The organism is Humiphilus diazotrophicus (genome assembly GCF_059726315.1).
In genome coordinates, this window is sequence record NZ_AP040870.1 from 4,721,824 (window position 1) to 4,745,248 (window position 23,425).

Consider the following 23,425-nt stretch of genomic DNA (forward strand, 5'->3'; position numbering starts at 1 on the left):
GCAATGCAACACCGGACTTGCCCGAGGTCCTCGATTCGACGGTAAGCTGCCAGTGGTTTTGTGCTCTGGTTTACATTTGTGCGAAAAACTTTCTAGGGCTGAAAGAGAGAAGCTAAAGCCCATTTGCTTATGTCCGTGTTGAGATCGGTACCCTTTCCAGAGAAATATCTCGCAACTCTGCGTACTGCAGGAGCCATCCTGCTTCAAACATCCAGAGTCAGCGAGGAGAATTCACGCAGTTTTCTTTTCCTGAATCCCTCTCGGCAACTCGTGGTTCGCAAGCTGGAAGAGTTGCCACAGTTATTTGCCGAGATTCAGGAGGCTGTCTCTGAAGGGAATTATGTAGCCGGATACCTTAGCTATGATTCCGGAATCTTTTTTGCTCATCACGGTACCGGTTATTGTCGCGAGAGTCGCTTTCCTTTTGCCTGCTTCAATGTTTATCCGCAGGCATATATCTTCGATCATTTGACAGGCAGATTCGAAGAAGATCGTATCCCTCCTGAAGACGCGGCCAATCAAGATGAGAGCCCATACTTGCTCAAAGATGTACGCTTGCAGATTCAACCGGAGACCTATACAGAACATATCGAAGCAATTAAAGAATGGATTCGTTCCGGAGATACCTATCAGGTAAATTTCACTGACAAGATTAGATTTGGTTTTTCAGGATCTTCGATCGGTCTCTATCGTGATCTGCTGGCTCGTCAAGATGTATCGTATGCAGCTTTTTTGAATCTTCAGGATTTGCAGATTCTTTCTTTCTCTCCTGAGTTGTTCTTTCGTCTACGTGGTAGTGATATATGGGCTCGTCCAATGAAAGGAACCGTAGCGCGTGGACGCAATCTCGTGGAGGATCGGATTGCCTCCGATTGGTTGCATCGGGACGTGAAGAATTGTGCCGAGAATTTGATGATTGTTGATCTGCTTCGTAATGATCTTGGCCGAATATGCGAATTCGGTAGCGTAAAGGTAGAAGATCTTTTTACCGTCGAACGGTACGACACACTTTTTCAGATGACATCCGGGATTTCCGGTAAGCTGCGTCCTGGAATTGCTTATGAAGACATCTTCCGTAGTCTCTTCCCTTGCGGGTCCATTACAGGTGCTCCAAAGGTGCGCACAATGGAGATCATTCGTGAGCTTGAGGCGGAACCACGAGGCATCTACACAGGCTCTATCGGGTTCTTCTCTCCGCATTCCGAAGCTATCTTTAATGTTGCAATCCGTACTATCGCTCTTTCTGGAAGTGAGGGAGAGATGGGGGTTGGCGGCGGGATTGTCTACGATTCGGATGCAAAGCAGGAGTACCAGGAGTGCTTGTTAAAAGCATCGTTCTTTAGCAAAGCTCGGCCTTCGTTTCAGCTGATAGAAACCATGCTATGGGAGGGTTCCTACCAGCGGATCGCCTATCACTTGCGGCGGCTTTGTGAATCGAGCGAGTATTTTGCTTTTTCTTATGATGAGTCGAAGATTACCGAGGAACTATCCCGATACGCATCCTGCTTTGAAGCGGGAAAAAGATATCGCGTCCGGTTACTTTTAGACAAGTCAGGGCAGATACAGCTCTCGTCTATGTCGATTGAGCAAGACGACAAATCTTTTCGGGTGGCGATTGCTCCGGAGCGGGTTGCTTCTACAGATCCTTTTTTTCAGCATAAGACCACTTGCCGTTCCCTGTATGATGCATGGCGGTCCCGAGCTTTGAGCAGCGGATTTGACGAAGTGTTATTTCTCAACGAATACGATCAAGTCACGGAAGGCACCATCACCAATATTCTGGTAGATCTTGATGGAAGGTTGTTTACTCCTCCTATTACTTGCGGACTTCTTCCCGGCGTATATCGGCAATATCTTCTTGATACTCGTCTCGATGTGGAAGAGAGAGTTTTGCGGATTGGAGATCTCCATTCCGCACGCGCCATTTATCTATGTAACTCGGTCCGAGGGCTGCGCAAGGCAGAGATTAATTTTGAAGCAGTCATCTGATTGGGCAAGCGATGACATCCCACTGGTTAGATGTAAGAGAGCCAGAGCAAAAATCAAAGTAGATATCTCCGACAAAACAAGGAAGTGAGAGGCTTTCCGTTGGGAAAGTTCACCTATGTCTTGGGGTGGGATAGTTCTGGCTTCCTTTAGAAATGAGTTTAGGAGAGATTATGTATCATCACGTGAAGAAATTAATGTACAACGTGAACGTTGGGACCCCTGACGTTCGTTTCGGCAAAATGCTGCTGGAACAATTTGGTGGAGCGAATGGCGAACTTGCGGCAGCAATGCAGTACACCGTACAAGGCTATTCCTGTGAAGATCCTGAACGAAAAGATCTGCTAATGGATATCGGCACGGAGGAGCTTAGTCACCTGGAAATCGTGGGAGCTCTGATTCGTATGCACCTGAAGCCTATGAAAAAAGCTTTAGCTCAAGCGGAAGAGAATCCTCTAGTTGCAATCACAGGTGGCGGTGGTCTGAATCTTTATAACTCCGTCGGGAATCCATGGACAGCAGATTATCTGAAGATATCCGGCGAACTAGATGTCGATCTCCGCAACAATATAGCTGCCGAAGCACGCGCCAAAATAACTTATGAGCGCTTAATCCATTTGACCGATGATCCCGGTTCAAAAGATGCCCTGCAGTTCCTGATGACCAGAGAGATCACTCACATGAAAGCTTTTAGTGCGGCACTGGACAGCTTGGGCAAAAATCCCTTTTCCATTGGTCTACTGCCGCCGACGGAAGGTGTTGTTGACGAGTACTATAACGACTCGACCGGCTCCGGCGAACAGGGCATCGATGGCGTCGGTTCCTGGATAGGCCAAGATGGCCTAAAGGTAGTGAACGCCCCATTTAGCTTCCACGGAGACGATTCCGGATTGAGTGATTCCGGGCCGAAAGGCCGAACCATATTGCACGAGAAGAAGTCGGCTTAGTCCTTCGGACTCCCTTAAATACCGATCAGAGCCGCGCTGAATCGCGGCTCTGACGGGTTACGGGGAGGCTATCGCGGTTTTGCGCGGGCTAAATTCTGGGATTTTTCATCTCTGAAGCGATTTGGCTGCTGAGTTGTGCCTGACAGCTTTGCGAATTTCCGAGACACTGGTAAAATCAACAAGTTGTCTCCCTCTGGTTGTGGGGCTATAGCTCAGTTGGGAGAGCGCCTCGTTCGCAACGAGGAGGTCATCGGTTCGATCCCGATTAGCTCCACCAAGTTTCCCTCCCGATAATCCCTTTTCACCATGGCATCTTGGTGATTACCTTAGCCGAGAACCTTGTCTGCCGTTGGAGGATTCTGCATCTTGTTTCCCGCCTTGAGGCAGCCCAAAGTGACTTGTTGCAAATACCCACATCGCCAGGAATCGTAATTACGATACGACTCAGCCCCCGGACACGCGTTTGGAGCGTAGTCTTCAATATCTGAACGAGAGTTCATCCTGAGCTGAGAGAGGCTTGGGCGTCCGGAGTGCTATCTTGGGAGTCTAGTCTTGTACCCGGTTTTCCAAATTCAACACAGTTGTCGAAGGCGCTGTTTGCCTTCAATTCGGAGGAGTACATGAAGAGCAGCATGCTTTTAACCGTCCTTCTGGGTGTTGGCGTTGTCCTGGTTCCAGTGGGAGCCTTGGCAAAGTCGTCTGCCCCAGTAACCGTTGATTTCAAGACCAGCGACGGAAAGGACGCGGGGACTGCAACTCTTACTCAGTCCGGGAAAGGTGTACGAATTAAGTTGGATTTAAAGAACCTTCCCCCCGGTGAACATGGCATACACATCCACGAGCATCCGCAATGCGAAGCTCCTGATTTTAAAACGGCAGGTTCGCATCTGAATCCTGAGCATAAGCAGCACGGGACGAAGAATCCAGAGGGTGCCCATGCAGGAGATATCCCGATTAACTTGAAGGTTGGAGCAGACGGAACCAATCATGAGAGCGTGACGGTAAAGAGTGTAACGCTCGATCCCGGCGGTTCCTCTTCGCTTACCTCAAATGGTGCTTCCATTGTGATTCACGCGCAACCCGACGATTTCACAACAGACCCTGTCGGAAATGCGGGGGCGCGCATTGCATGCGGTGTGATTCCTGCAGCAAAGTAAATGAGCAAATCCTCTATATAGAAGAGCCGCTGATCATAGCGGCTCTTCGTATTTGGGGAGAAGCACAGCTGCATCTTTGTTCGGATGGTTCTCGTTCCACAGTCATGATTCCTGGCGAAACCATGAGGTTGTAAGGGAACTGTCTCCAAACGAATGCCCATTCATTTCCGTCAATGTGTATGAATCTTCGAAAGATTTCGACGGATATGCTGTCGCGAAGAGCCGGCGAAGGATGGTTATATGTACTTGTTTTCCTCAGAAAATCTGGATTGGTAAAGATTTTAACCTTGCAGAAACATGTAAAGACGCTACTGTTTAGGTAGATGAGAAGAAATGAGAGCAAATTCTCAGATCTTCTCGTATTCTTTTAGTATTCCGTTCCTGTTGTGGTCTTGAATAAAGAGACGCAATTGTTCCGCGCTTTTTCAAAAACTTGCTGTACGCAGGTATTGATGTAGCGGCCATATCGTTCAGTAAAGATATTGCAAAGTTGTTCCAGACTTCAGGTGTTGTAGCTCGTGAAGTTTGTGGTGAGTTCCCCTCACTCACCGTTAATAATTCAGTACTCGTTGCAAGAAAACAATACCCCAGCTAAAGCAATGCATTTGGCGTGGGAGTTGTCTATTTTCGATTCAGGAGAGCCCTAAAAAGAATGAGAGATTCTGAGTTTTTACCGTCTTGTAGAAAGATCTGTTTGTGGCTGCTTTTGCTGCTTGGTTCTGCGATTGGAACCATGGCCCAAACTGCAGGTTCCGGAACGATCAGTGGAACGGTAACCGATGCGAGCCATGCGGCTATTCCAAATGTCACACTAAAGATTCTCAACACGGATACTCAAATCGAACGTATAGTGACCACCACCGAGGCAGGCACTTATGCGGCACAGTTTCTCAAGCCGGGACATTACGAAATTACTGCGACAGCTTCCGGATTCGCCACCTTTGACCGAACGAATCTGACCTTATTGGTCGGTCAAACACTCGGAATCGATATAGAACTTCCTCTCCAATCAGTTCAATCCTCCGTTCTTGTTACTCTCGCAACTCCGGTTATCGATACGGAAAAAGTAGAAGCCTCCCAGGAACTTGGCCAGAATCTTATCGGCAATCTGCCTGTAAATGGCCGCCGTTATGACAACTTTGTGTTGTTGACTCCGAATGTAGTTCCGGATGGCAATACTGGACTTATTTCTTATCGTGGTATTTCTGGTCTTTACAACAGCAACCTTGTCGATGGTGCCAATAATAATCAGGCATTCTTCTCTGAGGCTCGCGGCCGCTCCATTGGAGCACCTTATGTGTATAGCCAGGATTCCATCCAGGAGTTCCAATCAGCGACCTCCGGCTATAGCGCTGAATTCGGTCAAGCTGCAGGCGGGCAGATCAATGCCATTACGAAATCCGGTACCAACAACATCCATGGTGATCTCTTCTACTATTTGCGCTATCCCGATCTCAATGCCCTTGATCCCTACGGAAAGACAAGCAGCAATATCCGGACGCAGCCTGTTCATCAGCAGCATCAGTTTGGCGGAAGTGTAGGCGGGCCAATTAAGCAGGATAGGCTCTTTTATTTCCTGACCTATGATGGTTTCCGGAAAGTCAATCCTATCCTTTATCTCTATCCGAACAATGTAACTGCTTCAGTGATCAATGGCTACACATGTCCCACGGGAGTCTCTGACAGCCAGTGCACCGCAGCAAAGAAGTTTTTGAATAGCCTTCCCGGTGCTTATTCCAGAACTATCAAGCAGGATATCTTTTTCCCAAAGCTCGACTATCAGCTCAATTCGAAGAACCATGTCAGCGCGAGCTTTAACTGGCAAAACTTCAATGAACCCAACGGGTACAACACCTCAAATACTACAAATATAAGCAGCAGTTCAGTCACCTCAAACGGCACAGCCAATTTTCACGAGCGGATTGGTGTTGCCTCCTGGAGTTCCGTCCTTTCGGCCCGTTCGGTGAATGAACTCAGATTTCAATGGTCTCGCGATCTGGAGACTGCCGAGAGCAATGGACCTGGTCCGAACGTTAGTATTTCAGGGCTTGCCGGATACGGCGAAACAACGGCTCTTCCGCGTGGTTCTTTCCCTGACGAACATCGTTGGCAGATTGCCGATATCTACTCAACCACTCATGGCCGGCATTCCATTAAGGCCGGAGTCGATCTCAACTTTATTCATGAGTACATCTCCAACCTCTTTCAAGGAAATGGCAACTATTCCTATGCATCGAATGCTCCTGCCGGCCAAGACTCGCTGGCTTTGCGGTTTGGTGCGTGGGTTCAGGATGTTTATGGACTGAATGGAGGGAAACACTACTCCAACTTTGTTCAGGTAAACGATCCAATCACGCATAAAGGAATCGATGATTTCTGTAATAAAGATCTGGCTGCATTCGTAGAAGATCGATGGAAAATCACTCCGGACTTTTTGGTAAGCGGAGGCTTGCGTTACGACGTGCAGCTTGTTCCGCAACCTTCTCGTCCATATCCTGCAATAGGAAATGTTCTTCCCAGCAGTCTGGGTAATTACTATACGAATAAGATCAATATCAGCTATTACCAGTTTCAGCCGCGCGTGGGCTTTTCCTGGCAACCCCATAACGGAACCGTTGTCCATGGCGGGTACGGTATATTTGTCGGCCTAACTTCAAATAGCACATATTACACAATGCGGGTCGAGAATGGTGTCTATCAACAGCAATACACGGTTCTTCCAACCGACAGTTATGCTGTGACAGCACCGAATGTTCTGTTTACTCCTCCTGGGCCAGCTTTAGCCGCTCCGTTTGCCGGTGCTGCGACTTCTCAAGCTATTAATACAACTTCAGCCAATAATCTTGCGCCTCTTTCCTTTAGAGGTATGAGTCCGGATTTCAAGAATCCCTACACGCACTCAATGGACCTTGCGATCGAACAGCAGTTGCCGGGCAAAATGAGCCTTTCGATTGGCTATGTGGGAACGCGGGGCATGAGGTTGCCGATGTTTATCGATACCAACCTGCAGTCGGCTACACATACGAAGTCCTACGATGTACTCGATGCTTCAGGAAATACGCTCAAGACGGTTACTGTACCCTTCTATACCGCTCGCAGAGATACAAATGTCAGAAGCTTGTTGGTTGGCTTTAGCGACGTTAACTCCTGGTATCACTCGATGGCGGTTAGTATCAAGAAGCCTTTCGATCACGGTCTCCAGCTTCTCTTGAATTACACCTGGGCAAAGGCAATCGATGGCAGTCAGGTCTCTGGTGTGAATGGTACGTTCAACGGTACTAACTCTCCTCTCGATCCCTTCAATCGTAAGCCCGAGTATGCTCGTTCTGACATGGATATGAGAAACCGGTTCGTTGGAACTATTGTTTACGCACCGGAATTTACATCAATTTCATCCCGGTCGTTGCGGGTTCTTGCTAACGGCTGGAGCCTCTCCGGAACTGCAACCGAGCAGACTGGTCTGCCAGTAACCGCAAACATGTTCGGTTATCCGCAGATCAACAGCTCGGTCCGTTCCATTAAGCTGGATGGCGGTACGACGATCTCTTCGACTGTAGGCGATGGCGGTGTTACAGGTGGTGCGGTAAGCCTGTTTAACAGTGCAACACCTGCGCGGGCTCCCCAAGTTGGTCGCAACGCCTTCCCGGGCCCGGGGCTTCGTAATATCGATGCCCGTCTTTCGCGTGATATCAAAATCAACGAGAGATTCAAGATGCAGTTTCTTGCTGAGGCCTTCAATCTCTTTAATCAGCAGAACAGGCTGTCAGTCAACACAAACGCCTTCCAATATACCGAGAGCTGCACGGGGCATACGAACTCCTGCATCGCTCCGTATAAGGTCGGCGGAGTCTCTCAGTTCGGGTTAACGACTGCGACGAGCAGCACGCTTTATGGGCCTCGTCAGCTGCAGGTCTCGAGCAAACTCTTTTTCTAACCAACTAAACCCAAAAGAACAAAAGGGTATGGCTGCGAAGCCATACCCTTTTGTCGTTATAGCCCAAGGATTTTACGCAAATGGGGGAATGGAGCAGGGCTCTTTCCGTAATGAAGGCAGATCGAAACTGTAATGCGGCCGAGTTCTACTTAGAGCATTTCCCCTTCAGCTATACACCGTGAAAACAAAGACGAAACCATGCCTGAGCGTTGGCCGGTGAGATTTCGCCAAGGGCTTGAGAGATCGCCTGATCCAGAGCATCGGTGGTTCGAGCCTTGAGTTGACGAAGGATCTGCTTGAGCTTGGCCCAAGCTTTTTCAATGGGATTCAAGTCGGGGGAGTAGGGCGGCAGGTAAAGCAACTCGGCCTGGCATGCCTCAATGCGCTGACGGACTCCATCGACCTTATGCGAGCTGAGATTATCCATGACCACTACATCGCCGGCTTGCAAGGCTGGGCAGAGGACTTTGTCGAGAAAGGCGAGGAATATTTCCCGATCCGTAGCCGCTTCGATGCTCATGGCAGCAAGGATGCCGCGGGTGCTCATGGCGCCCAGAATGGTGAGGATCTGCCAATTGCCTTCCGGAGTGCTCTCGTGGATTCGTTGCCCACTTGGCGCACGTCCGTACAAACGGGTCATACGTGTGGTCACACCGCTTTCGTCCAGGAAGATCAGCTTTTCTGGCGCGATCGTACCGAGACGTTCGACGAATTCCTTTCGTCGACGACGATTTTCTTCGCTATCTCGCTCGCTGGCGTGGAGTGACTTTTTTTCAACTTCAATCCCATCTGCTGCAGCGCACGGGCTACTTGGGAGTGGCCGATTGTTACGCCGCAATCGGTGCGCAACTTGTCTTGCAATTGCTCCAGCGTCAAATCCGGCTCTTTCTTCAGCCAAGCACGCAGCTGCTCTCGTGGCCCATCGAATAGCTTGCGTGGGATGCCGCGCTGCTGCTCTACACGCTCCATCTGACCCGTGCGAAGAAACTGACGTCGCAGCTTCTTTCCATAGTCCACACTGACCATGAAACGCTCGGCTAATTCCTCCAGCGTTCCCTCATCCTGCTCATAAGCGGACAAAAACCTCCGCCGCAGGTCATCGGAATATGCCTTCGCCATCAAATATTTGCTACGCAGAGTATCGCCTAAAATCAGTGTACACCTAAAAGGGAAATGCTCTAGATTTAGCCGAGTATCAAATGCTTCGGGATAGTTGCTCTTTGCTATTGCCGCATTCTGTAACAGCAAAGCAGTCGGAGTGAGAAGCTTCGGCTCCGAATTACATAACAGCGTTGGTCGTTTTCTGGGAGGGTTTCCTAAATTAGAAAACCCGAGAGCATCTGCTCCCGGGTTCTATAGGTTCAACTTGCTTGAAATTAATCCAGACGGGCTTGTGCCTTTTCTGCGAGGACCTTCTTGGCATTCTCTTGCAATGCCTGGGCTTGCGGCAGATAAGTCAGAGCTTTTTGAATCATCGGATCCCAGTCTGCCAGGATCTTCAGACCTTCGATCTGTCCGAATTGGGTTGTGATGATGCTGGCCTTGATGTTGGTTTTGAGCCAATCCATCACGCCATTCATGTCCTGATCGGTGTAGGTGATCTGCTGGCTTCCAAGAAAACGCTTGAACTCCGTCAGAACAGCGTCGTCAACTTGGAAATTCTTATCTACATTGCGATTCGACAAGTAGTGCTTTGTGAAGTTAGCGAAGACATAGTGCTCAGCCAATACTTCCTGGAAGTGATTTGACTGGGGTGGCTCGATCTTCTCATCGGGAGTAATACCGCCACCGCCATAAACTGTACGGCCTGAGTCTGTCAGCTTCACTTCGCGATTCGTATTGTCAGGCTGCTGTTTCTGATTGTGGTTGAAGTAGTAGTCGTAGAGCGAGACCCCTGCGTAATTCCGCTGAATAAGGCGTCCTGACGGAGTGTAGTAGTGATAGGTCGTCAGTGCCAATCCGGTGTTTTCGGAGAGGTTGTAGACCGTCTGGACGAGGCCCTTGCCGAAGGTGGTTTCTCCGACGATGAGAGCCCGGTCATGATCCTGCAGCGCTCCCGAGACGATCTCGGCTGCGGAGGCCGTGCCACGGTTTACCAGTACAACAATCGGGTAGACGCGTCCGCCATTTCCATGGGTAGCGCGATAGATCTGTTCAGGATAAGCGCGTCCTCTCTGGCTGACGATTACCTGCCCTTTGCCGAGCATCTTGTCGCAAACAGCCACGGCCTCGCTAAGCAATCCGCCTGGGTTATTACGAAGGTCGAGGACTAGCCCCTTCATCTCTCCAAAGCTGTCGACTGCATCCGAGATTTCGCGTCCGGTGGTTTCCTGGAAGTTGGTCAGGTGGATATACCCGACACCGGGTTTGATCTGATATTTCAAATCAACGGAATTGTGATTGACCTCATCACGAATCAGATCGAAGACGAAAGGCTTCTCATTTCCTTCACGGGCGATTGTGACCTGAACGTGGGTTCCTTTGGGTCCCTTCAGAAGGGCCGTGACGTCATTCAAGTCCATGTTCTGCGTCGGTTTTCCATCGACAGCAGCGATGACGTCGCCTGGGCGAATCCCGGCTTTAAAGGAAGGAGTGCCTTCGAAAGGCATAACCACGGTGACTTTGCCGTTTTGCGACTGGATCAGCATTCCCACGCCGTAGTATTTGCCGCGCTGATCTTCGCGCATCTTGGCGTAGGCTTTGGGGTCGTAGAAGTTGGAGTGTGGGTCCAGAACCCGGAGCATGGCGGGAATAGCCCCGTCATAGATGACTTTTTCAGCCTTGTCCCCTGTGATGGGGTCTGCGTAGTTCTGCTCGACAATGCTGTAGACACTGGAAAATGCCCGCAGATTGTCTCTCATCTGCGACTCGTCCGACTCAGACTGAGCCCCGACACGCTTTTGTAGTACCGTTCCGGCAAGACCACAAACAGTAAAGAAGATAATGAGTGAAAAGAGAGTGCGGCGCGTAGGGGACGACATGGTCGTGAAAAAACCTCCGGATGCGTGACTCCTTACAAAGACAGCTTTGCGCCGTCACTTGTTAGCAGGGGAGCGATCCTCAAGCGGAGTATAGCATTCGGGACGCTTGCCTGTTCCCGCTCAAATCCTATGCCACCCACCCGATACGGGCCGGAAAGAGGGCTCTCTCTGCCAGATTCCCAAAGCGGGCATCCCTCCCACCTCTTCACCCCTGCCTGAAAGGTCGGGAAGAGCCCCTGCGAGGGGGGGGAAGTATTAGCTGCTTCGGGGCCAGACGCGGTCGCCGATTCCTTTTAATTAGGAACCTGTAGGCCATATTTTCGGCTGCATGGGGGCAGGATGGGATCCTGGAAAGTCTCCCAAAATACGCCTTCAAGGGAAATGCTCTAGAATGGCAAGAACAGTTTTCCCACCATGGAATCATCTGTGTGGGAGGATCCGATCCGTTGGAATAACCAGCGGTAGTATTAGGTTCTTTTCCTTTTGAGATGTTGAGAGCGATGACTTTGCGATCCTTCGTATATCCCGCGGTGTTGTTGTTGAGCACTGCTTCCTTTGCTCCCGTGGCTATGAGCCAGGCAACTCCCAACTCCCCATTGTCGGCTCAGCAGCAGAGTCCCTATGGCGGCGTAACCGTGGAAGAAATCATCGCCCGGGTCAATGATCAGATCATTACCCGCTCGGATTATGAGCGTGCCCAACAGCAGCTTGAGGCCGAGGCCCGGCAGCAGGGAGTGATGCCCCAGGACCTGGAAAATCGTAAGAAGAACCTCCTGCGCGATCTGATCGATCAGCAGCTGCTTCTCTCCAAGGGGAAAGAGCTCGGCATTAACGGGGAAACAGAGCTGATCAAGAGGCTCGACGAGATCCGTAAGCAGTATCACCTGGAGACCTTGGACGATTTGGAAAAAGCAGCCAAGGATCAGCAGGTTTCTTTCGAAGATTTCAAGGCCAAGATCCGTAATGACATCGTTACTCAGCAGGTTGTCCGCGAAGAAGTTGGACGCCGCCTGCAGGTGACTCCCGGTGAAGTGCAGAGGTTCTTTGCGGCTCACCAGGCAGAGTTTTCCCGCCCTGAATCGGTTCGTTTGAGTGAAATTCTGGTCTCAACTGGCAAACCTGCTCCTTCTGCGACTGAAAAAGGGGATACTGGCGACGTCGATCCTCAAAAGCTGGCCACAGCGAAAGCCAAGGCCGACGATATTGAAGCCAAACTGAAGGCTGGTCAGGCTTTTGAGACACTGGCCCGCTCCTATAGCGATGGAGCGACGGCCGCTCAAGGCGGAGACCTCGGGAATTTCAGACGTGGGATGCTGGCTAAAGCGTTGGAAGATAGTACCTTTGGCCTGAAGACAGGTGAATTTACCGAACCTATCCGGACCAAACAGGGATACATCATCCTGAAGGTGACCGGCCACGTTGAGGGTGGCACCCCCCAGCTTAAGGACGTGCAGCAGGAAGTCGAAGAGACCCTCTACATGCAGAGGATGCAGCCTGCACTGCGTCAGTTCTTGACCACTCTTCGTGAACAGGCCTTTCTTGATCTGAAGCCCGGCTATGTCGATTCCGGTGCAAGTCCGAATCAGACCAAGCCAGTTTTCAGCGCCTACGTTCCTCCGGCCCCGAAGAAGAAAAAGAAGGTTCAGCGTGTCCGCTTCCGTGAAAAGACTCATACGGTAAAGGCCCCTAAGGAAGTTCAGAACGCTCCGGCACTGCCGCCTGCTTCAGCCCCGGCTGCTGCTCCGGCTACCGCTGCAGCAACCACGGATTCTCAGGCAGTGGGAGAGTCGTCCTCTACTGCGGTTCCTACCGCTCAGAAACCGGCACCCGCAGCAGTACCTGCAAAGGCCAAGACTGCAAAAAGCTCTTCGGATGTCGCTTCGTCAGGGACGATGAAGCCGGGCAAGAAGGAGAAGATCCGCTTCGGTCAGGCACCTCGCGAGACACTGCCAAAGGGATTGACCAAGAAGGAAGATGCAGGAGCCGTCCAAGCTGCGGACAATACCAATACTCCAGCGGCGAATGCTGAGGAAGAGCCTGCAAATCCTCTGGAAGCAACAGCAGAGCCCAAGAAGAAGAGCCGTTTCAGCGCTCGGGCCAAGCTGCCCAAGGAGAAGAAGCAGAAGGGACCCAAGGAAGATCCTTTTGCTCCGCCTCCGCCGGATGCCGAGGATGTTGCCGCGCGTCAGACTCAAGCGGCACCTTTGGGCTTGAATGGCGATACCTCCACCAAGCAGAAGCCGAAGAAGCAAAAGGCCGAAACCAACGGGCAGAAGACCAGGTATTCCGGTGCCAATAAGAACAAGAAGGAAGCTCAGCCAGAACAGCAGCAGCCCCAAGCGGCTCCCGCTGCCGATCAGACGCCGAGCACTCAGCCCGCTGAGACACCTCAACCACAAAAATAGGCTAAACCTGTTCAGGTTTGTCATGAGCGCTGCCATTGTGCAGCGCTCATCTATTTTGGAAAGAAGCTAAATCTTTGTCTGAGACATCGAAAGAAAGCTGCATTTTCTGATATTTCGAGGGACACTGGAAGAGTGAAAACGGTCTATATCGCGGATTTAGCTTCTTTTGAAAACGCGCCTTCCTTTTCAGCTACTTACATGGTGCTGCAATACCAACAACGCCTCACGAAGAATGGCTCTGCTTATCTGACCTTGACGCTGGGAGATCGCACCGGCCAGATTGAGGCCCGGATGTGGGACAATCTACCACCCTCCGGTGCGGTGCAGAAGGGGGATGTCATCTGTGCCCGTGTACAGGTATGCCGTTTCGATGGCCGCTTGCAGTTGAAAGTAGACGAGTTACGCCGGGCTTCCGAGGGGGAGTTTGATCGTAGCGATCTCCTTCCCAGTACAACCCAGGACGTAGGTGCTCTATGGGCAAGCCTTTGCGGATATGCTTCCAGCTTCCGCGATCCCTACCTGAAGGCTTTGCTTGAGTCACTTTTGGAGGATACGGCCATTGCGCGAGCCTTGAAAGAGGCCCCGGCAGCCAAAGCCATGCATCATGCCTGGCTGGGAGGCCTTCTGGAACACATCGTTTCTCTATTAGGGCTGGCTGAAAGTGTCGCAGCTCATTATCAGGAGATCAATCGGGACCTGTTATTGACCGGGGTCGTTCTGCACGATATCGGCAAGCTGCGCGAGTTAAGTTGGAAGACCGGATTCGATTACACCATCGAGGGCCAGCTTCTGGGACATATCCAGATCGGCATCGGGATCGTGACCCGCAAGATGGACCAATTGCCGGATTTCCCTTCACGCCTGAAAACATTGGTTTTACACCTCATCTTGAGCCATCACGGGAAGCTGGAATTCGGATCTCCAAAGCTTCCGATGATTCCCGAGGCTGTGATGCTGCACTATCTCGACGATCTGGATGCCAAGATGCAAACCATGCGCAGCGAATTTGAAAAGGCAGCGCAGATGGGTAAGGAGAGCGGGCAATTCACCGATTGGGTTCGTGCAATGGACCGACCACTATTGCGTACGGCAGATTACCTCGGATGCGGTGAACCGGCCACTAACAGCAATCGCACTGAGCCTGAGACGGAGCCAGAGCCGGAACCCGAATCTACGCCGCTGTCGGGTCTATTGGGATAACGGCTCTTCGTGCAAAGAAGCGGCCCTGAAAAGAAGGAAGTTACGGCCTTCTAGCTGTGAAGAAGAGCAATAAGAAATGAGAGATACGGCTTCAGCGCCTTTCTACGTGAGGGACTGAAGCCGGTCCTTTCCTGGTGGAATTCTGCGCTGTATCACTTCGTGGTTCACAGCCGGAGCTAAATGCTTTAGGCCTCTCGTTTTGGGCCTCCCGTCATGGGAAAGATCATGTACGGGGTACAATCGAATACGATCCCATGTTACGTTTCTCAACTGCAGGTGAATCTCATGGCGAGAGCTTGATGGCTCTTGTCTCTGGCCTTCCAGCCGGTCTTCCGGTGGATTTGGAATTCGTCAATCGCGAGCTTTGGCGGCGCCAGCAAGGATATGGCCGTGGAGGCCGTATGCGCATCGAGCAGGATAAAGCTCATGTGCTATCCGGCGTTCGACATGGCAAGACGATCGGATCGCCTATTGCGATCGAGATTGCCAATCACGATTGGAAGAATTGGGAAGAGAAGCTTCCGGTAGAAGCTGGTGACCCCGCGAAGCATCAAGCGGTTGCCTCTCCGCGCCCCGGACACGCAGATCTGGCCGGCGCGTTGAAGTACAACTTCCGCGAAGCCCGTTATGTTTTGGAAAGAGCTTCGGCGAGAGAATCCACGGCCAGGGTGGCTGCTGGTGCTTTTGCCAAATTGCTACTGCGCCACCTGGGAATTCAGGTTGCCAGCCATGTTGTCCGTGTGGGGCGCGTTGAGCTGGAAGAGAGCCCTTCGTGGGAGCAGATCGCTGAATTGGCGACTCGGGACCATGTTCTGTTGGGTTGTGTGGATCATGCAACCGAAGAACTGATGAAGGCAGAGGTCGAGCAAGCTTCTCGCACCGGAGACACCATTGGCGGCATCTTTGAAGTAGTAGTGCATGGTTTGCCACCGGGTATCGGTACCTATGCGAACTGGGACGAACGTCTCGATGGGCTATTGGCCTGGGCTGTGATGTCTCTGCAAGCTGTAAAGGCGGTTGAACTGGGACGGGGAGTGGTTGCGGCGGAGTCCTTTGGCTCCGAGGTCCACGATCCAATTTCCTATGATGCTGCCTCCCCTGGGGGATTTACGCACTTCCACCGGGATCGTAACAATGCAGGTGGAGTGGAAGGCGGAATTTCGAATGGAGAGGATATCGTAGTTCGTGGCTATCTGAAGCCGATCAGCACCTTGCGGCGTCCCCTTGCATCGGTGCGGTTCGATACGAAGGAGCCAACCTCAGCCAGTTACGAGCGGAGCGATATCTGTGTGGTACCGGCAGCAGGCGTAGCCGGAGAAGCCATGGTGGCATACGTTATTGCCAAGCTGGTTTTGGAGAAGTTCGGGGGAGACTCTGCAGAAGAGCTGCTCCGTAATTACAACGGTTATATCGAACAAATACGTAATTTTTAGTATGACCCGGAGGAGTCGGCCTCCGGTAGAAGCCTTTCACTTCGGTGCCCAGCAGAAAGTTTGGTCGAGGGCGGTTATTTTTCCCAATGCAACCGCCTGGGACGAAATGAGCAGGGTTTATCGCGAAAGTGAGATTGCTTAGAAGAGTAGCGCAAAATGATTCTTCCCATTGTTAAGTACCCCGATCCGATTTTGCAGCGGCCCACGGAGCCGGTAACTGAGTTCAACCAGGAACTGCAAACTCTGATCGACAATATGTTTGAGTCGATGTACCACGCGCAAGGCATTGGTTTAGCTGCACCTCAGGTGGGTGTTTCTAAACGCCTGGCGGTTGTGGATTTGAGCTTAGGAAAAGATTCTGCCGAAAAGATTGTCCTGGCGAATCCTGAGATTACTTTTCAGGAAGGGAAGCAGTTCGAAGAGGAAGGCTGCCTGAGCTTGCCTGACATTCGCGATAAGGTTCAGCGTGCCTCTCTCGTGAAGGTCAAAGCACAGGATGCGAAAGGCGAGTGGTTCGAACGGGATGCGGAGGAACTGCTTTCCCGTTGTTTTCAGCATGAGATCGATCATCTCGACGGCATTCTCTTCATCTTTCGTATCAGTTCCTTAAAGCGGGATTTGGCTTTACGCAAGATTCGCAAGATGCAACGGGCAGGGGAATGGTAATTGTGACCGTGACTTTACCGGACTGCCCTCGGTTTTCAGAAAATTCCAGAGATAGATTTGAAATAGGACGTCGATGATTCTGCCCATCGTTAAATATCCAGATCCGATCCTGCAGCGTAAAGCGGAGCCGGTAACCGAATTCAACCAAGAGCTGCAGACCCTCATCGACAACATGTTTGAGACGATGTACAAGGCGCATGGCGCTGGTTTGGCTGCACCGCAAGTAGGCGTCTCAAAGCGGTTGATCGTTGTAGACCTGACCCAGGACAAGGATCCTGCGGGGAAATTCGTTCTGATCAATCCTGAGATCCTGGTCAGTGAGGGAAAGCAACTCGGTGACGAGGGCTGCCTGAGCTTCCCGAACCTCTTCGAGAAGGTAGAGCGTGCTAACCACGTCCGCGTTCGTGCGCAGAATGCCAAGGGCGAGTGGTTCGAACAGGATGCGGACGAGTTGCTTGCCCGCTGCTTCCTGCATGAGATCGATCATCTTGAAGGAGAGCTCTTCATCTTCCGTATCAGCTCGCTGAAAAGAAGTTTTGCTCTGAGAAAGATTCGCAAGCTACAGCAGGCAGGTGAGTGGTAGATGAAGCTAGTCTTTTGCGGAACTCCGAGCTTTGCTGTACCGACACTCAAGCGCGTGCTCGCCGCCGGGCATGAGGTGGCTCTTGTTGTTACTCAACCGGACCGCCCCAGTGGTCGAGGAATGCAGCTGGTAGCTCCTCCCGTAAAGGAAACCGCACTTGCTGCCGGGTTACCGGTTGTCCAACCGGAAAAGATCAAGAACAATTCCGAATTCCGTTCGCAGCTGGAATCGATTGCTCCGGAAGTAATTCTTGTCGTGGCCTATGGTCGCATTATTCCTCGCTGGATGCTGGATCTTCCAAAGCACGGCAATATCAATCTTCATGCCTCTTTGTTGCCACGCTGGCGTGGAGCTGCTCCTATCCAATGGTCAGTAGCAGCTGGCGATACAGTTACAGGCAACACAACAATGCGTATCGATGAAGGCCTCGATACAGGAGACATTCTCCTGCAACGAGAGACTCCGATTGCTCCCGATCAGACAGCTGCAGATCTCTTTTCTGTGCTTGCGGAAGAGGGTTCGGAGCTGATGGTTGAGACGCTGGCTGGGCTTGCGGCAGGGACTCTTTCGCCGCGTAAGCAGGATGATTCTCAGGCTACGCTTGCTCCCATCTTGACGCGGGAGGATGGCCACATCGATTTCTCACGAACAGCAGCGGAGATCTATAACCGTTGGCGTGGATTTCAGCCTTGGCCTGGTGCCTACACCATGCTCGCCGGGAAGAAGCTTGCCGTTCATCGTTTAGCTCAAGTTGAGGCAACGGGAAAACTTCAACCAGGAGAGATTCGGATCGAATCCGGGCGGTTCTTTGTCTCATGCGGTGAGGGAAGCTGTCTTGAGATTCTGGAATTACAACTAGAAGGCAAGAAGCGTATGTCCGCTGCCGATTTTCTCCGTGGGGCTCAGCTTAAGAGCGGCCAGACTCTGGCCTAGTTTCTGCCATGTCAGCTAAAACCGCTTCTGCCAGAGTTGCAGCTTTCGATATTCTTCTACGGGTCGAGCGCGGCAAAGGTCATTCAGATGAGCTCTTGCGTTCAGCCGCTGTTAATCATCTATCGGCACTCGATCGAAACCTGTGTACTGCGCTGGTCATGGGCGTATTGCGGTGGCAATTAAGACTGGATGCCCAGATCGCTTCTTTCCTCAAAAGGCCTAACGCCAAGCTTGACGATGAGATTCGTATTGCGCTTCGCCTGGGAGCTTTTCAGCTTCAGCACATGGATCGAATTCCTGTTCATGCCGCAATCTCCGATAGCGTAGAGCTTGCCAAACAAACAGAGAACCGCTTTGCTGCGGGAATGGTGAATGCAGTTCTTCGCAAAATTGCGAAGGCACCGAAGACCCGGGAAGAGAGGCTTCCAGCCGATATCGGTGCAATGGCGCAGGCCACAGCTCATCCGGAGTGGCTGGTTGCGCGTTGGGCGCAGGCCTATGGCATTGAGGCGGCTAGTACCATCTGCAGTTTCGATCAGGAGCAACCTGTCGCTGCGATACGGCTCTTGCATCCGGAGGCGGAAGAATCTCTGCTTGCCGAAGGTATTGAGCTCGATCCTGGAGCGTTTCTTCAGGCTGCCCGTCGAGTTCGCAAGGGCGATGTCACCTCTACCGATGCTTTTCGAAAAGGGTGGATTCGTCTGCAGGACGAGGCCTCTCAGCTAATAGCCGAACTGGCGGGTCGAGGTTCGCAGATCCTGGATTGTTGTGCTGCTCCGGGAGGCAAAACAGCTGTTTTGGCCGAGTGTAATCCTCAGGCAGAGATTACTGCCTGCGATGTAAGCCCGCGACGTTTGGAGCAGATGCAGTCCATGCTTGCGGCGCTCCCGTTCAGCCCACAGATAAAGTGCTGCGTGGCAGATGCCGCATTGCTAAAAGAAGAAGCTGTTTTCGATCTCGTCCTGTGCGATGTGCCTTGCAGCGGGACGGGAACTCTGGCCCGAAATCCCGAGATTCGGAATCGCCTTGAGTTGAAGGATCTATCGCGACAACAGAAGAGACAGAAGGAGATTCTACGAGCCGCAATGCGGTCTGTACGTAGCGGTGGACGGCTTGTCTATTCCACCTGTTCTCTGGAGCCCGAGGAGAATGAGCAAGTCATAGAGGCCTCGTTGAAATCCGAATGGCAATTGGTTCCGCTCGATCAGGAGCTGAAGGCCTTGGCTGCAGAGGGAAGACTTACGGCGGAAGGATTATCGATACTTCAGCAGACATCTATTCGGGATGGATTCCTTCGCACTCTCCCTGGTACGGCTCCCTGCGATGGATTTTTTGCTGCAATCCTGCAGCGTGTGTAGCTTTGAGTTTCCCAAAGTCGTTCGAGAGTATAGTAGCTAGTTCTTTAGTAATTGAATTCTCGAGTAAGTGAAATCAGTTCGAAGCTTAGCGAGATCTCCGATCGACGACAGGCGTGAATATCCAATTATCAAAGGGATTATTAGCTCGACAAAAGCCGAGGGTTTCTATAAGAGATGTAACTTTGGCAAGGGAAAAACTCTTGGGGTACCATCAGACCTCTTACAAGCTTTTCATCTATATCCTGCTCGCTACGGCGACAACTCTTGCGCAAAGTGGTGTAGACCCCCAGCCGGATAACCCTTACAAGATAACGGTATCTGTAGAAGAAATAAGTGTCATCTTTCATGCTGTGGACGTTTCTGGACGACCAGTCGATGATCTGAAAATTCCAGAAATCGATCTTTTCGATAACGGGAACGGTCCGGGCACAGTTGTTTCTTTACAAAGGTTAGCAGAGCGCCCGTTGCGCATGGGATTCGTAATAGATACGAGTGGATCTGTTTTCGGACATGTGGCAAAAAGTCGTGCAACCGCCATAGCCGCCGCACAAAAGCTTATACAAAAACAAGCTGATTCCGGCCTTGTGGTTGGATTCCGCAGAGCAAGAAACGTTGTTCAACCCTGGAGTCACGATCTGAACGCCGTAATATCTGGAATCAAGCATGTTGGTTCAAGTGCAGAAGGTTCGCTCGATGGTACAGGTCTCTTCGATAGCTTGTTTAACACCTGCTTCTATGAATTTAAGCCACGAGAAGATAACACTCAAAATGCCATCTTGCTTTTTTCGGATGGAGTAGATACTTCGAGCCATACAACATTGCAAGAAGCTGCAGGCATGTGCCAACACGCTCATACAGCTATTTACGCTTTTACTTCGTCCCGCAAAGATACGTCCTCGGGACCGGAAACACTAAGGAATTTGACTGATCAGACCGGTGGACGTGTGATTTGGGGAGATGTATCAGAAGTAGAAATAAAGGCTGCTCTAGACAAACTCGAAAGTGATATTCGAGAGGAGTATCAACTGTTCTATCGACCCAAACATCTGAAACACGATGGTTCGTTTCATCCAATTGTTTTGATTGGACCGCCCCGGGTTGCCAATATCTTAGGCCAATCCGGATACTATGCCCCTGCGCATTAGAGCGTTTTGGCTATTACTGTGAACCAGCAAAAGTCCGCGAATATCTAGCGAACCACGGAGAACTGAACAAGGGTTCCGGGCGAGAGAAAACTTCCTGCTGCTGGGGTTTGTGCCAGGATGGTTCCAGGAACCTTGATTGCCTGGATGGGGGCATTGCCCTGACCTACCTGGGCGACCCCGACATCGACCCACTTGGGCTGGTCGACTTTAATTCCTTGCAGACCCAGCGTAGACATAGCGACGCTAGAGGATTGACCGACAAAATCGGGCATGACAAAGCCCGTATTGGCTTCGTCTGCTTGCGAGCCGGCAATGAGGATACTGACACTCGGACGTTCCACATCTTTACCGTTAGCTGGTGGGTCTTGCGCGATTACGGTTCCCGGATTTGCTCCGGGGAAAGGAATGTGTGCTGTGGTATTCAGCTCCAGTCCTACTTTCCGAAGTTGCAGGGCGGCAGCGCGTTCCTGTATTCCAACCACATTCGGTATGGAAACCTTCTGCGGACCAAGGCTCTCGGCGATACGTACATTCCATTCGCGTCGAACTACTGTGCCGGGAGTTGGAGATTGAGAGAGGACATTTCCAGCTGGCATATCGGAAGAGTAATACCTGTTTTCTACATTCAGGTTCAGGCCCAGTCCCGAGGACTGACGCTCAGCTTCCGAAAGAGACATGCCTTTGAAGTTGGGTACAGTGACTTCCGCTCCGTGAATTGCGAAGTGCATAGTTGTCACAGCCGATAGCATGGCAACGACTATCAGCAGCAGCATGACGGAAGCGAAGCGGAAGTAGCGAATCATTCCAAAGGTTCTCCATCGGCATATTCAATGAGGAATTCAATCTTTGCTGTTTTTTCCAACATTGAAGAGACCGAGCAGTACTTGTTCTTCGAGAGAGCGACTGCATCTTCCATCGCCTTGCGAGAGACCTTGCCGCCGACCTTATAGATGAGCTGAATTTTCGTGAAGTAGCGCGGCGATTCCGATGCTTGTTCGGCTGTTGCCGAGACAGTGAGGGAAGTAAAGGGCTGACGCTTCTTCTGCAGAATGCTGACGATATCAACCGAAGTACATCCGCAAAGGCCCATCAAAACGGCTTCCATCGGGCTTGGTCCGCCAGCATGCTTCGAATCTCCATCAAACATCAGGCGATTGCCGCTCTCTGTACTTCCTTCGAAGAGCATCTCGCCTTTCCATTCAGTCTTTGCGATCATGTGCGGTCCTTAACGGGAATTATCTGTGACTGGTTCGGGATGGATGAGAACACGATAAATCTCCGGCGCATCCATCTTAAAACGTGTTTCAAGAGAGGTCATAATCTCGTGTACCCGAGCCATCGATAGTTCATCCGGAAATGTGCAATGACAGGAAAGCTGTGTATGATCTCCCGTTCTGGTCACGACGATTTCATGTACATCGATGATTTCCGAAAAATCGGCGGCTGCGTGCCGAAGATGGTTTTCCAGTACGCGGTTTGCACTGCTGAATGTTTCCGGCTCCTCGATGGTTGCCGGTTCACTCTCGATATGAGTCAGGATCGAGTGGATCTCCGGAACATCGTGAAGGATCTGGGACTCCAGATTGCAGATGAAGTCGTGCGCCGTAAGCAGCGATAACGTTTCATTCACCTCGACATGCTGTTCAACACGGAGCTTCCCTTGCACGGACTGGATGCTGAGGTCATGAACGGAAACATTGTTTCGTGCTGCTGCTGCTCTTATCCGGTCGAAGATGCTTTCGGCAGAATGCTGTCGTGGAACCGTGTGAATAACGACGTCTGCGCCAGGAAGAACACGATGGACAGCTTCCGTGGCCTGTTCCACAAGCTTTTCCGTGCTCTGAAAGGTGAGATTACGTGAGAGCGCCAGTGTGAGATCCGCAAAATAAGCGGCTCCCGACCGGCGCAACCGTGCCTGATCGATGGAGAGCACTCCCGGTACCTTCTCCACCTCTGCCAGCATCTTGCGGCGGTCGCCCATCGGGACAGCATCGAGCAAAACTCCGATCGTCTGCCAGGCAAGCTGCCAGGCAAAACGCAGAATCATAAGCGAGACGATGATTGCTGCCAGCGGATCGGCGTAATGCATCCATGTGATGTGGAAGAGATCGCCTATCCGCGTAAATATCAGTCCGATGATGACGGCCAGGCTGGACCAGATGTCCGAAGCAAAATGCATACCATCGGCTTCGAGGGCCGATGAGTTATACCGTCTGGCGACGGCCAGGAGTTTTCTCGATCTCCAATAATCCACTGCAATCGAGAGCAAGAGGACTAGGAATGGCCAAAGAGAAGGCCGGATTACAACCGGGTGCAGGAAGATGCGGTCAATCGCCTCCCAAACGATCCAGATACAGGAGGCACCCATCAGGAAGGTTTCGGCAAAGGCCGAGAGGTTCTCAAACTTTCCGTGACCGTAGGTGTGATCTTCGTCTGCGGGTTTGTCCGACACCCGGACCGATAGCAACGTCAGTGCGGCGCCGATTAAATCCAGTCCTGAATGGGCAGCATCGGACAACATACCCAGAGAACCGGTTAGCAGACCCGTTGCCAGCTTCAGGCCTGTCATGAAGGTTGCCGCTATGACAGACGAAAGCGCGACTGCCCGCTTTTCAGCAGCAATCTCCGGCGTGTTTACGATGGGTGTCGCGGTCATGCTCTCAATAGCCTACAACTGTCGTGAGAAGTGCGCACGGA

General features: G+C 51.5%; 18 protein-coding genes and 1 tRNA gene. 13 read left to right on the plus strand and 6 right to left on the minus strand.

Annotation, left to right across the window (positions count from 1 at the left end; all coding sequences use genetic code 11):
- Positions 1 to 129 precede the first annotated feature (129 nt).
- From pabB to AC6I7T_RS19880, 5 genes are all read left to right on the plus strand, one after another.
- On the plus strand, positions 130 to 1,989 hold the full coding sequence (pabB, locus tag AC6I7T_RS19860; protein ID WP_497789276.1) for an aminodeoxychorismate synthase component I: 1,860 nt from the start codon (positions 130 to 132) through the stop codon (positions 1,987 to 1,989).
- Positions 1,990 to 2,159: 170 nt separating this feature from the next.
- On the plus strand, positions 2,160 to 2,933 hold the full coding sequence (locus tag AC6I7T_RS19865) for a manganese catalase family protein (RefSeq protein ID WP_497789277.1): 774 nt from the start codon (positions 2,160 to 2,162) through the stop codon (positions 2,931 to 2,933).
- 201 nt (positions 2,934 to 3,134) lie between these two features.
- Positions 3,135 to 3,210, plus strand: a tRNA-Ala gene (locus AC6I7T_RS19870).
- Positions 3,211 to 3,553: 343 nt separating this feature from the next.
- Positions 3,554 to 4,090, plus strand: coding sequence for a superoxide dismutase family protein (locus tag AC6I7T_RS19875; RefSeq protein WP_497789278.1), 537 nt, complete (start codon positions 3,554 to 3,556; stop codon positions 4,088 to 4,090).
- Positions 4,091 to 4,784: 694 nt separating this feature from the next.
- Positions 4,785 to 8,024 (plus strand): TonB-dependent receptor, encoded by a 3,240-nt coding sequence (locus AC6I7T_RS19880; RefSeq protein ID WP_497789279.1) that lies wholly within the window; start codon positions 4,785 to 4,787, stop codon positions 8,022 to 8,024.
- A gap of 169 nt (positions 8,025 to 8,193) precedes the next feature.
- Here AC6I7T_RS19880 and AC6I7T_RS19885 read toward each other — a convergent pair whose 3' ends face one another.
- The 3 genes from AC6I7T_RS19885 to AC6I7T_RS19895 all read right to left on the minus strand — a co-directional run bounded on the left by AC6I7T_RS19885 (position 8,194) and on the right by AC6I7T_RS19895 (position 11,005).
- A complete protein-coding gene (locus AC6I7T_RS19885; protein WP_497794570.1) occupies positions 8,194 to 8,808 on the minus strand; it encodes an IS630 family transposase in 615 nt (204 codons plus the stop codon).
- Positions 8,697 to 9,143 carry a helix-turn-helix domain-containing protein gene (locus tag AC6I7T_RS19890; RefSeq protein ID WP_497794657.1) on the minus strand — a complete coding sequence of 149 codons (447 nt, stop codon included), beginning with the start codon at positions 9,141 to 9,143 and terminating at the stop codon, positions 8,697 to 8,699. The genes AC6I7T_RS19885 and AC6I7T_RS19890 overlap by 112 nt, the downstream gene beginning before the upstream one ends.
- Before the next feature lie 257 nt (positions 9,144 to 9,400).
- On the minus strand, positions 9,401 to 11,005 hold the full coding sequence (locus tag AC6I7T_RS19895) for a S41 family peptidase (RefSeq protein ID WP_497789280.1): 1,605 nt from the start codon (positions 11,003 to 11,005) through the stop codon (positions 9,401 to 9,403).
- Between the two features lie 500 nt (positions 11,006 to 11,505).
- On the opposite strand from AC6I7T_RS19895, the gene AC6I7T_RS19900 reads away from it, so the two are divergent.
- The 8 genes from AC6I7T_RS19900 (at position 11,506) to AC6I7T_RS19935 (ending at position 20,728) form a co-directional block, all read left to right on the plus strand.
- On the plus strand, positions 11,506 to 13,410 hold the full coding sequence (locus AC6I7T_RS19900) for a peptidylprolyl isomerase (protein WP_497789282.1): 1,905 nt from the start codon (positions 11,506 to 11,508) through the stop codon (positions 13,408 to 13,410).
- A gap of 132 nt (positions 13,411 to 13,542) precedes the next feature.
- Positions 13,543 to 14,610, plus strand: a complete 1,068-nt coding sequence (locus tag AC6I7T_RS19905) for a 3'-5' exoribonuclease YhaM family protein (protein ID WP_497789283.1) — start codon at positions 13,543 to 13,545, stop codon at positions 14,608 to 14,610.
- A gap of 254 nt (positions 14,611 to 14,864) precedes the next feature.
- Entirely contained in the window at positions 14,865 to 16,043 is a 1,179-nt protein-coding gene (gene aroC / locus AC6I7T_RS19910; protein WP_497789284.1) for a chorismate synthase, read from the plus strand.
- Positions 16,044 to 16,199: 156 nt separating this feature from the next.
- Complete coding sequence (gene def / locus AC6I7T_RS19915; protein ID WP_497789285.1) at positions 16,200 to 16,709, plus strand: peptide deformylase; 510 nt, start codon at positions 16,200 to 16,202, stop codon at positions 16,707 to 16,709.
- A 73-nt stretch (positions 16,710 to 16,782) separates the two neighbouring features.
- Positions 16,783 to 17,292 carry a peptide deformylase gene (gene def / locus AC6I7T_RS19920; RefSeq protein WP_497789286.1) on the plus strand — a complete coding sequence of 170 codons (510 nt, stop codon included), beginning with the start codon at positions 16,783 to 16,785 and terminating at the stop codon, positions 17,290 to 17,292.
- A complete protein-coding gene (fmt, locus tag AC6I7T_RS19925; RefSeq protein ID WP_497789287.1) occupies positions 17,293 to 18,225 on the plus strand; it encodes a methionyl-tRNA formyltransferase in 933 nt (310 codons plus the stop codon).
- Between the two features lie 8 nt (positions 18,226 to 18,233).
- The gene (gene rsmB, locus AC6I7T_RS19930; protein WP_497789288.1) at positions 18,234 to 19,583 is read left to right on the plus strand and encodes a 16S rRNA (cytosine(967)-C(5))-methyltransferase RsmB; all 1,350 of its coding nucleotides are present in this window, start codon (positions 18,234 to 18,236) and stop codon (positions 19,581 to 19,583) included.
- 113 nt (positions 19,584 to 19,696) lie between these two features.
- Positions 19,697 to 20,728 carry a VWA domain-containing protein gene (locus AC6I7T_RS19935; RefSeq protein ID WP_497789289.1) on the plus strand — a complete coding sequence of 344 codons (1,032 nt, stop codon included), beginning with the start codon at positions 19,697 to 19,699 and terminating at the stop codon, positions 20,726 to 20,728.
- 44 nt (positions 20,729 to 20,772) lie between these two features.
- On the opposite strand, the gene AC6I7T_RS19940 is transcribed toward AC6I7T_RS19935, so the two are convergent.
- Genes AC6I7T_RS19940 through AC6I7T_RS19950 form a run of 3 tightly spaced genes read right to left on the minus strand, consistent with a single transcriptional unit; the run spans position 20,773 to position 23,384 of the window.
- Positions 20,773 to 21,531 (minus strand): PASTA domain-containing protein, encoded by a 759-nt coding sequence (locus AC6I7T_RS19940; protein WP_497789290.1) that lies wholly within the window; start codon positions 21,529 to 21,531, stop codon positions 20,773 to 20,775.
- On the minus strand, positions 21,528 to 21,944 hold the full coding sequence (locus AC6I7T_RS19945) for an OsmC family protein (RefSeq protein WP_497789291.1): 417 nt from the start codon (positions 21,942 to 21,944) through the stop codon (positions 21,528 to 21,530). The genes AC6I7T_RS19940 and AC6I7T_RS19945 overlap by 4 nt, the downstream gene beginning before the upstream one ends.
- Positions 21,945 to 21,953: 9 nt before the next feature.
- Positions 21,954 to 23,384 (minus strand): cation diffusion facilitator family transporter, encoded by a 1,431-nt coding sequence (locus AC6I7T_RS19950; protein WP_497789292.1) that lies wholly within the window; start codon positions 23,382 to 23,384, stop codon positions 21,954 to 21,956.
- Positions 23,385 to 23,425 lie beyond the last annotated feature (41 nt).

Excerpts from the sequence above, each read along its gene's own strand:
- pabB (WP_497789276.1), top strand. The coding sequence starts at position 130 with ATGTCCGTGTTGAGATCGGTACCCTTTCCAGAGAAATATCTCGCAACT.
- AC6I7T_RS19865 (WP_497789277.1), top strand. The coding sequence starts at position 2,160 with ATGTATCATCACGTGAAGAAATTAATGTACAACGTGAACGTTGGGACC.
- AC6I7T_RS19875 (WP_497789278.1), top strand. The coding sequence starts at position 3,554 with ATGAAGAGCAGCATGCTTTTAACCGTCCTTCTGGGTGTTGGCGTTGTC.
- AC6I7T_RS19890 (WP_497794657.1), bottom strand. The coding sequence starts at position 9,143 with ATGGCGAAGGCATATTCCGATGACCTGCGGCGGAGGTTTTTGTCCGCT.
- AC6I7T_RS19895 (WP_497789280.1), bottom strand. The coding sequence starts at position 11,005 with ATGTCGTCCCCTACGCGCCGCACTCTCTTTTCACTCATTATCTTCTTT.
- AC6I7T_RS19900 (WP_497789282.1), top strand. The coding sequence starts at position 11,506 with ATGACTTTGCGATCCTTCGTATATCCCGCGGTGTTGTTGTTGAGCACT.
- aroC (WP_497789284.1), top strand. The coding sequence starts at position 14,865 with ATGTTACGTTTCTCAACTGCAGGTGAATCTCATGGCGAGAGCTTGATG.
- def (WP_497789285.1), top strand. The coding sequence starts at position 16,200 with ATGATTCTTCCCATTGTTAAGTACCCCGATCCGATTTTGCAGCGGCCC.
- def (WP_497789286.1), top strand. The coding sequence starts at position 16,783 with ATGATTCTGCCCATCGTTAAATATCCAGATCCGATCCTGCAGCGTAAA.
- fmt (WP_497789287.1), top strand. The coding sequence starts at position 17,293 with ATGAAGCTAGTCTTTTGCGGAACTCCGAGCTTTGCTGTACCGACACTC.
- rsmB (WP_497789288.1), top strand. The coding sequence starts at position 18,234 with ATGTCAGCTAAAACCGCTTCTGCCAGAGTTGCAGCTTTCGATATTCTT.
- AC6I7T_RS19940 (WP_497789290.1), bottom strand. The coding sequence starts at position 21,531 with ATGATTCGCTACTTCCGCTTCGCTTCCGTCATGCTGCTGCTGATAGTC.
- AC6I7T_RS19945 (WP_497789291.1), bottom strand. The coding sequence starts at position 21,944 with ATGATCGCAAAGACTGAATGGAAAGGCGAGATGCTCTTCGAAGGAAGT.
- AC6I7T_RS19950 (WP_497789292.1), bottom strand. The coding sequence starts at position 23,384 with ATGACCGCGACACCCATCGTAAACACGCCGGAGATTGCTGCTGAAAAG.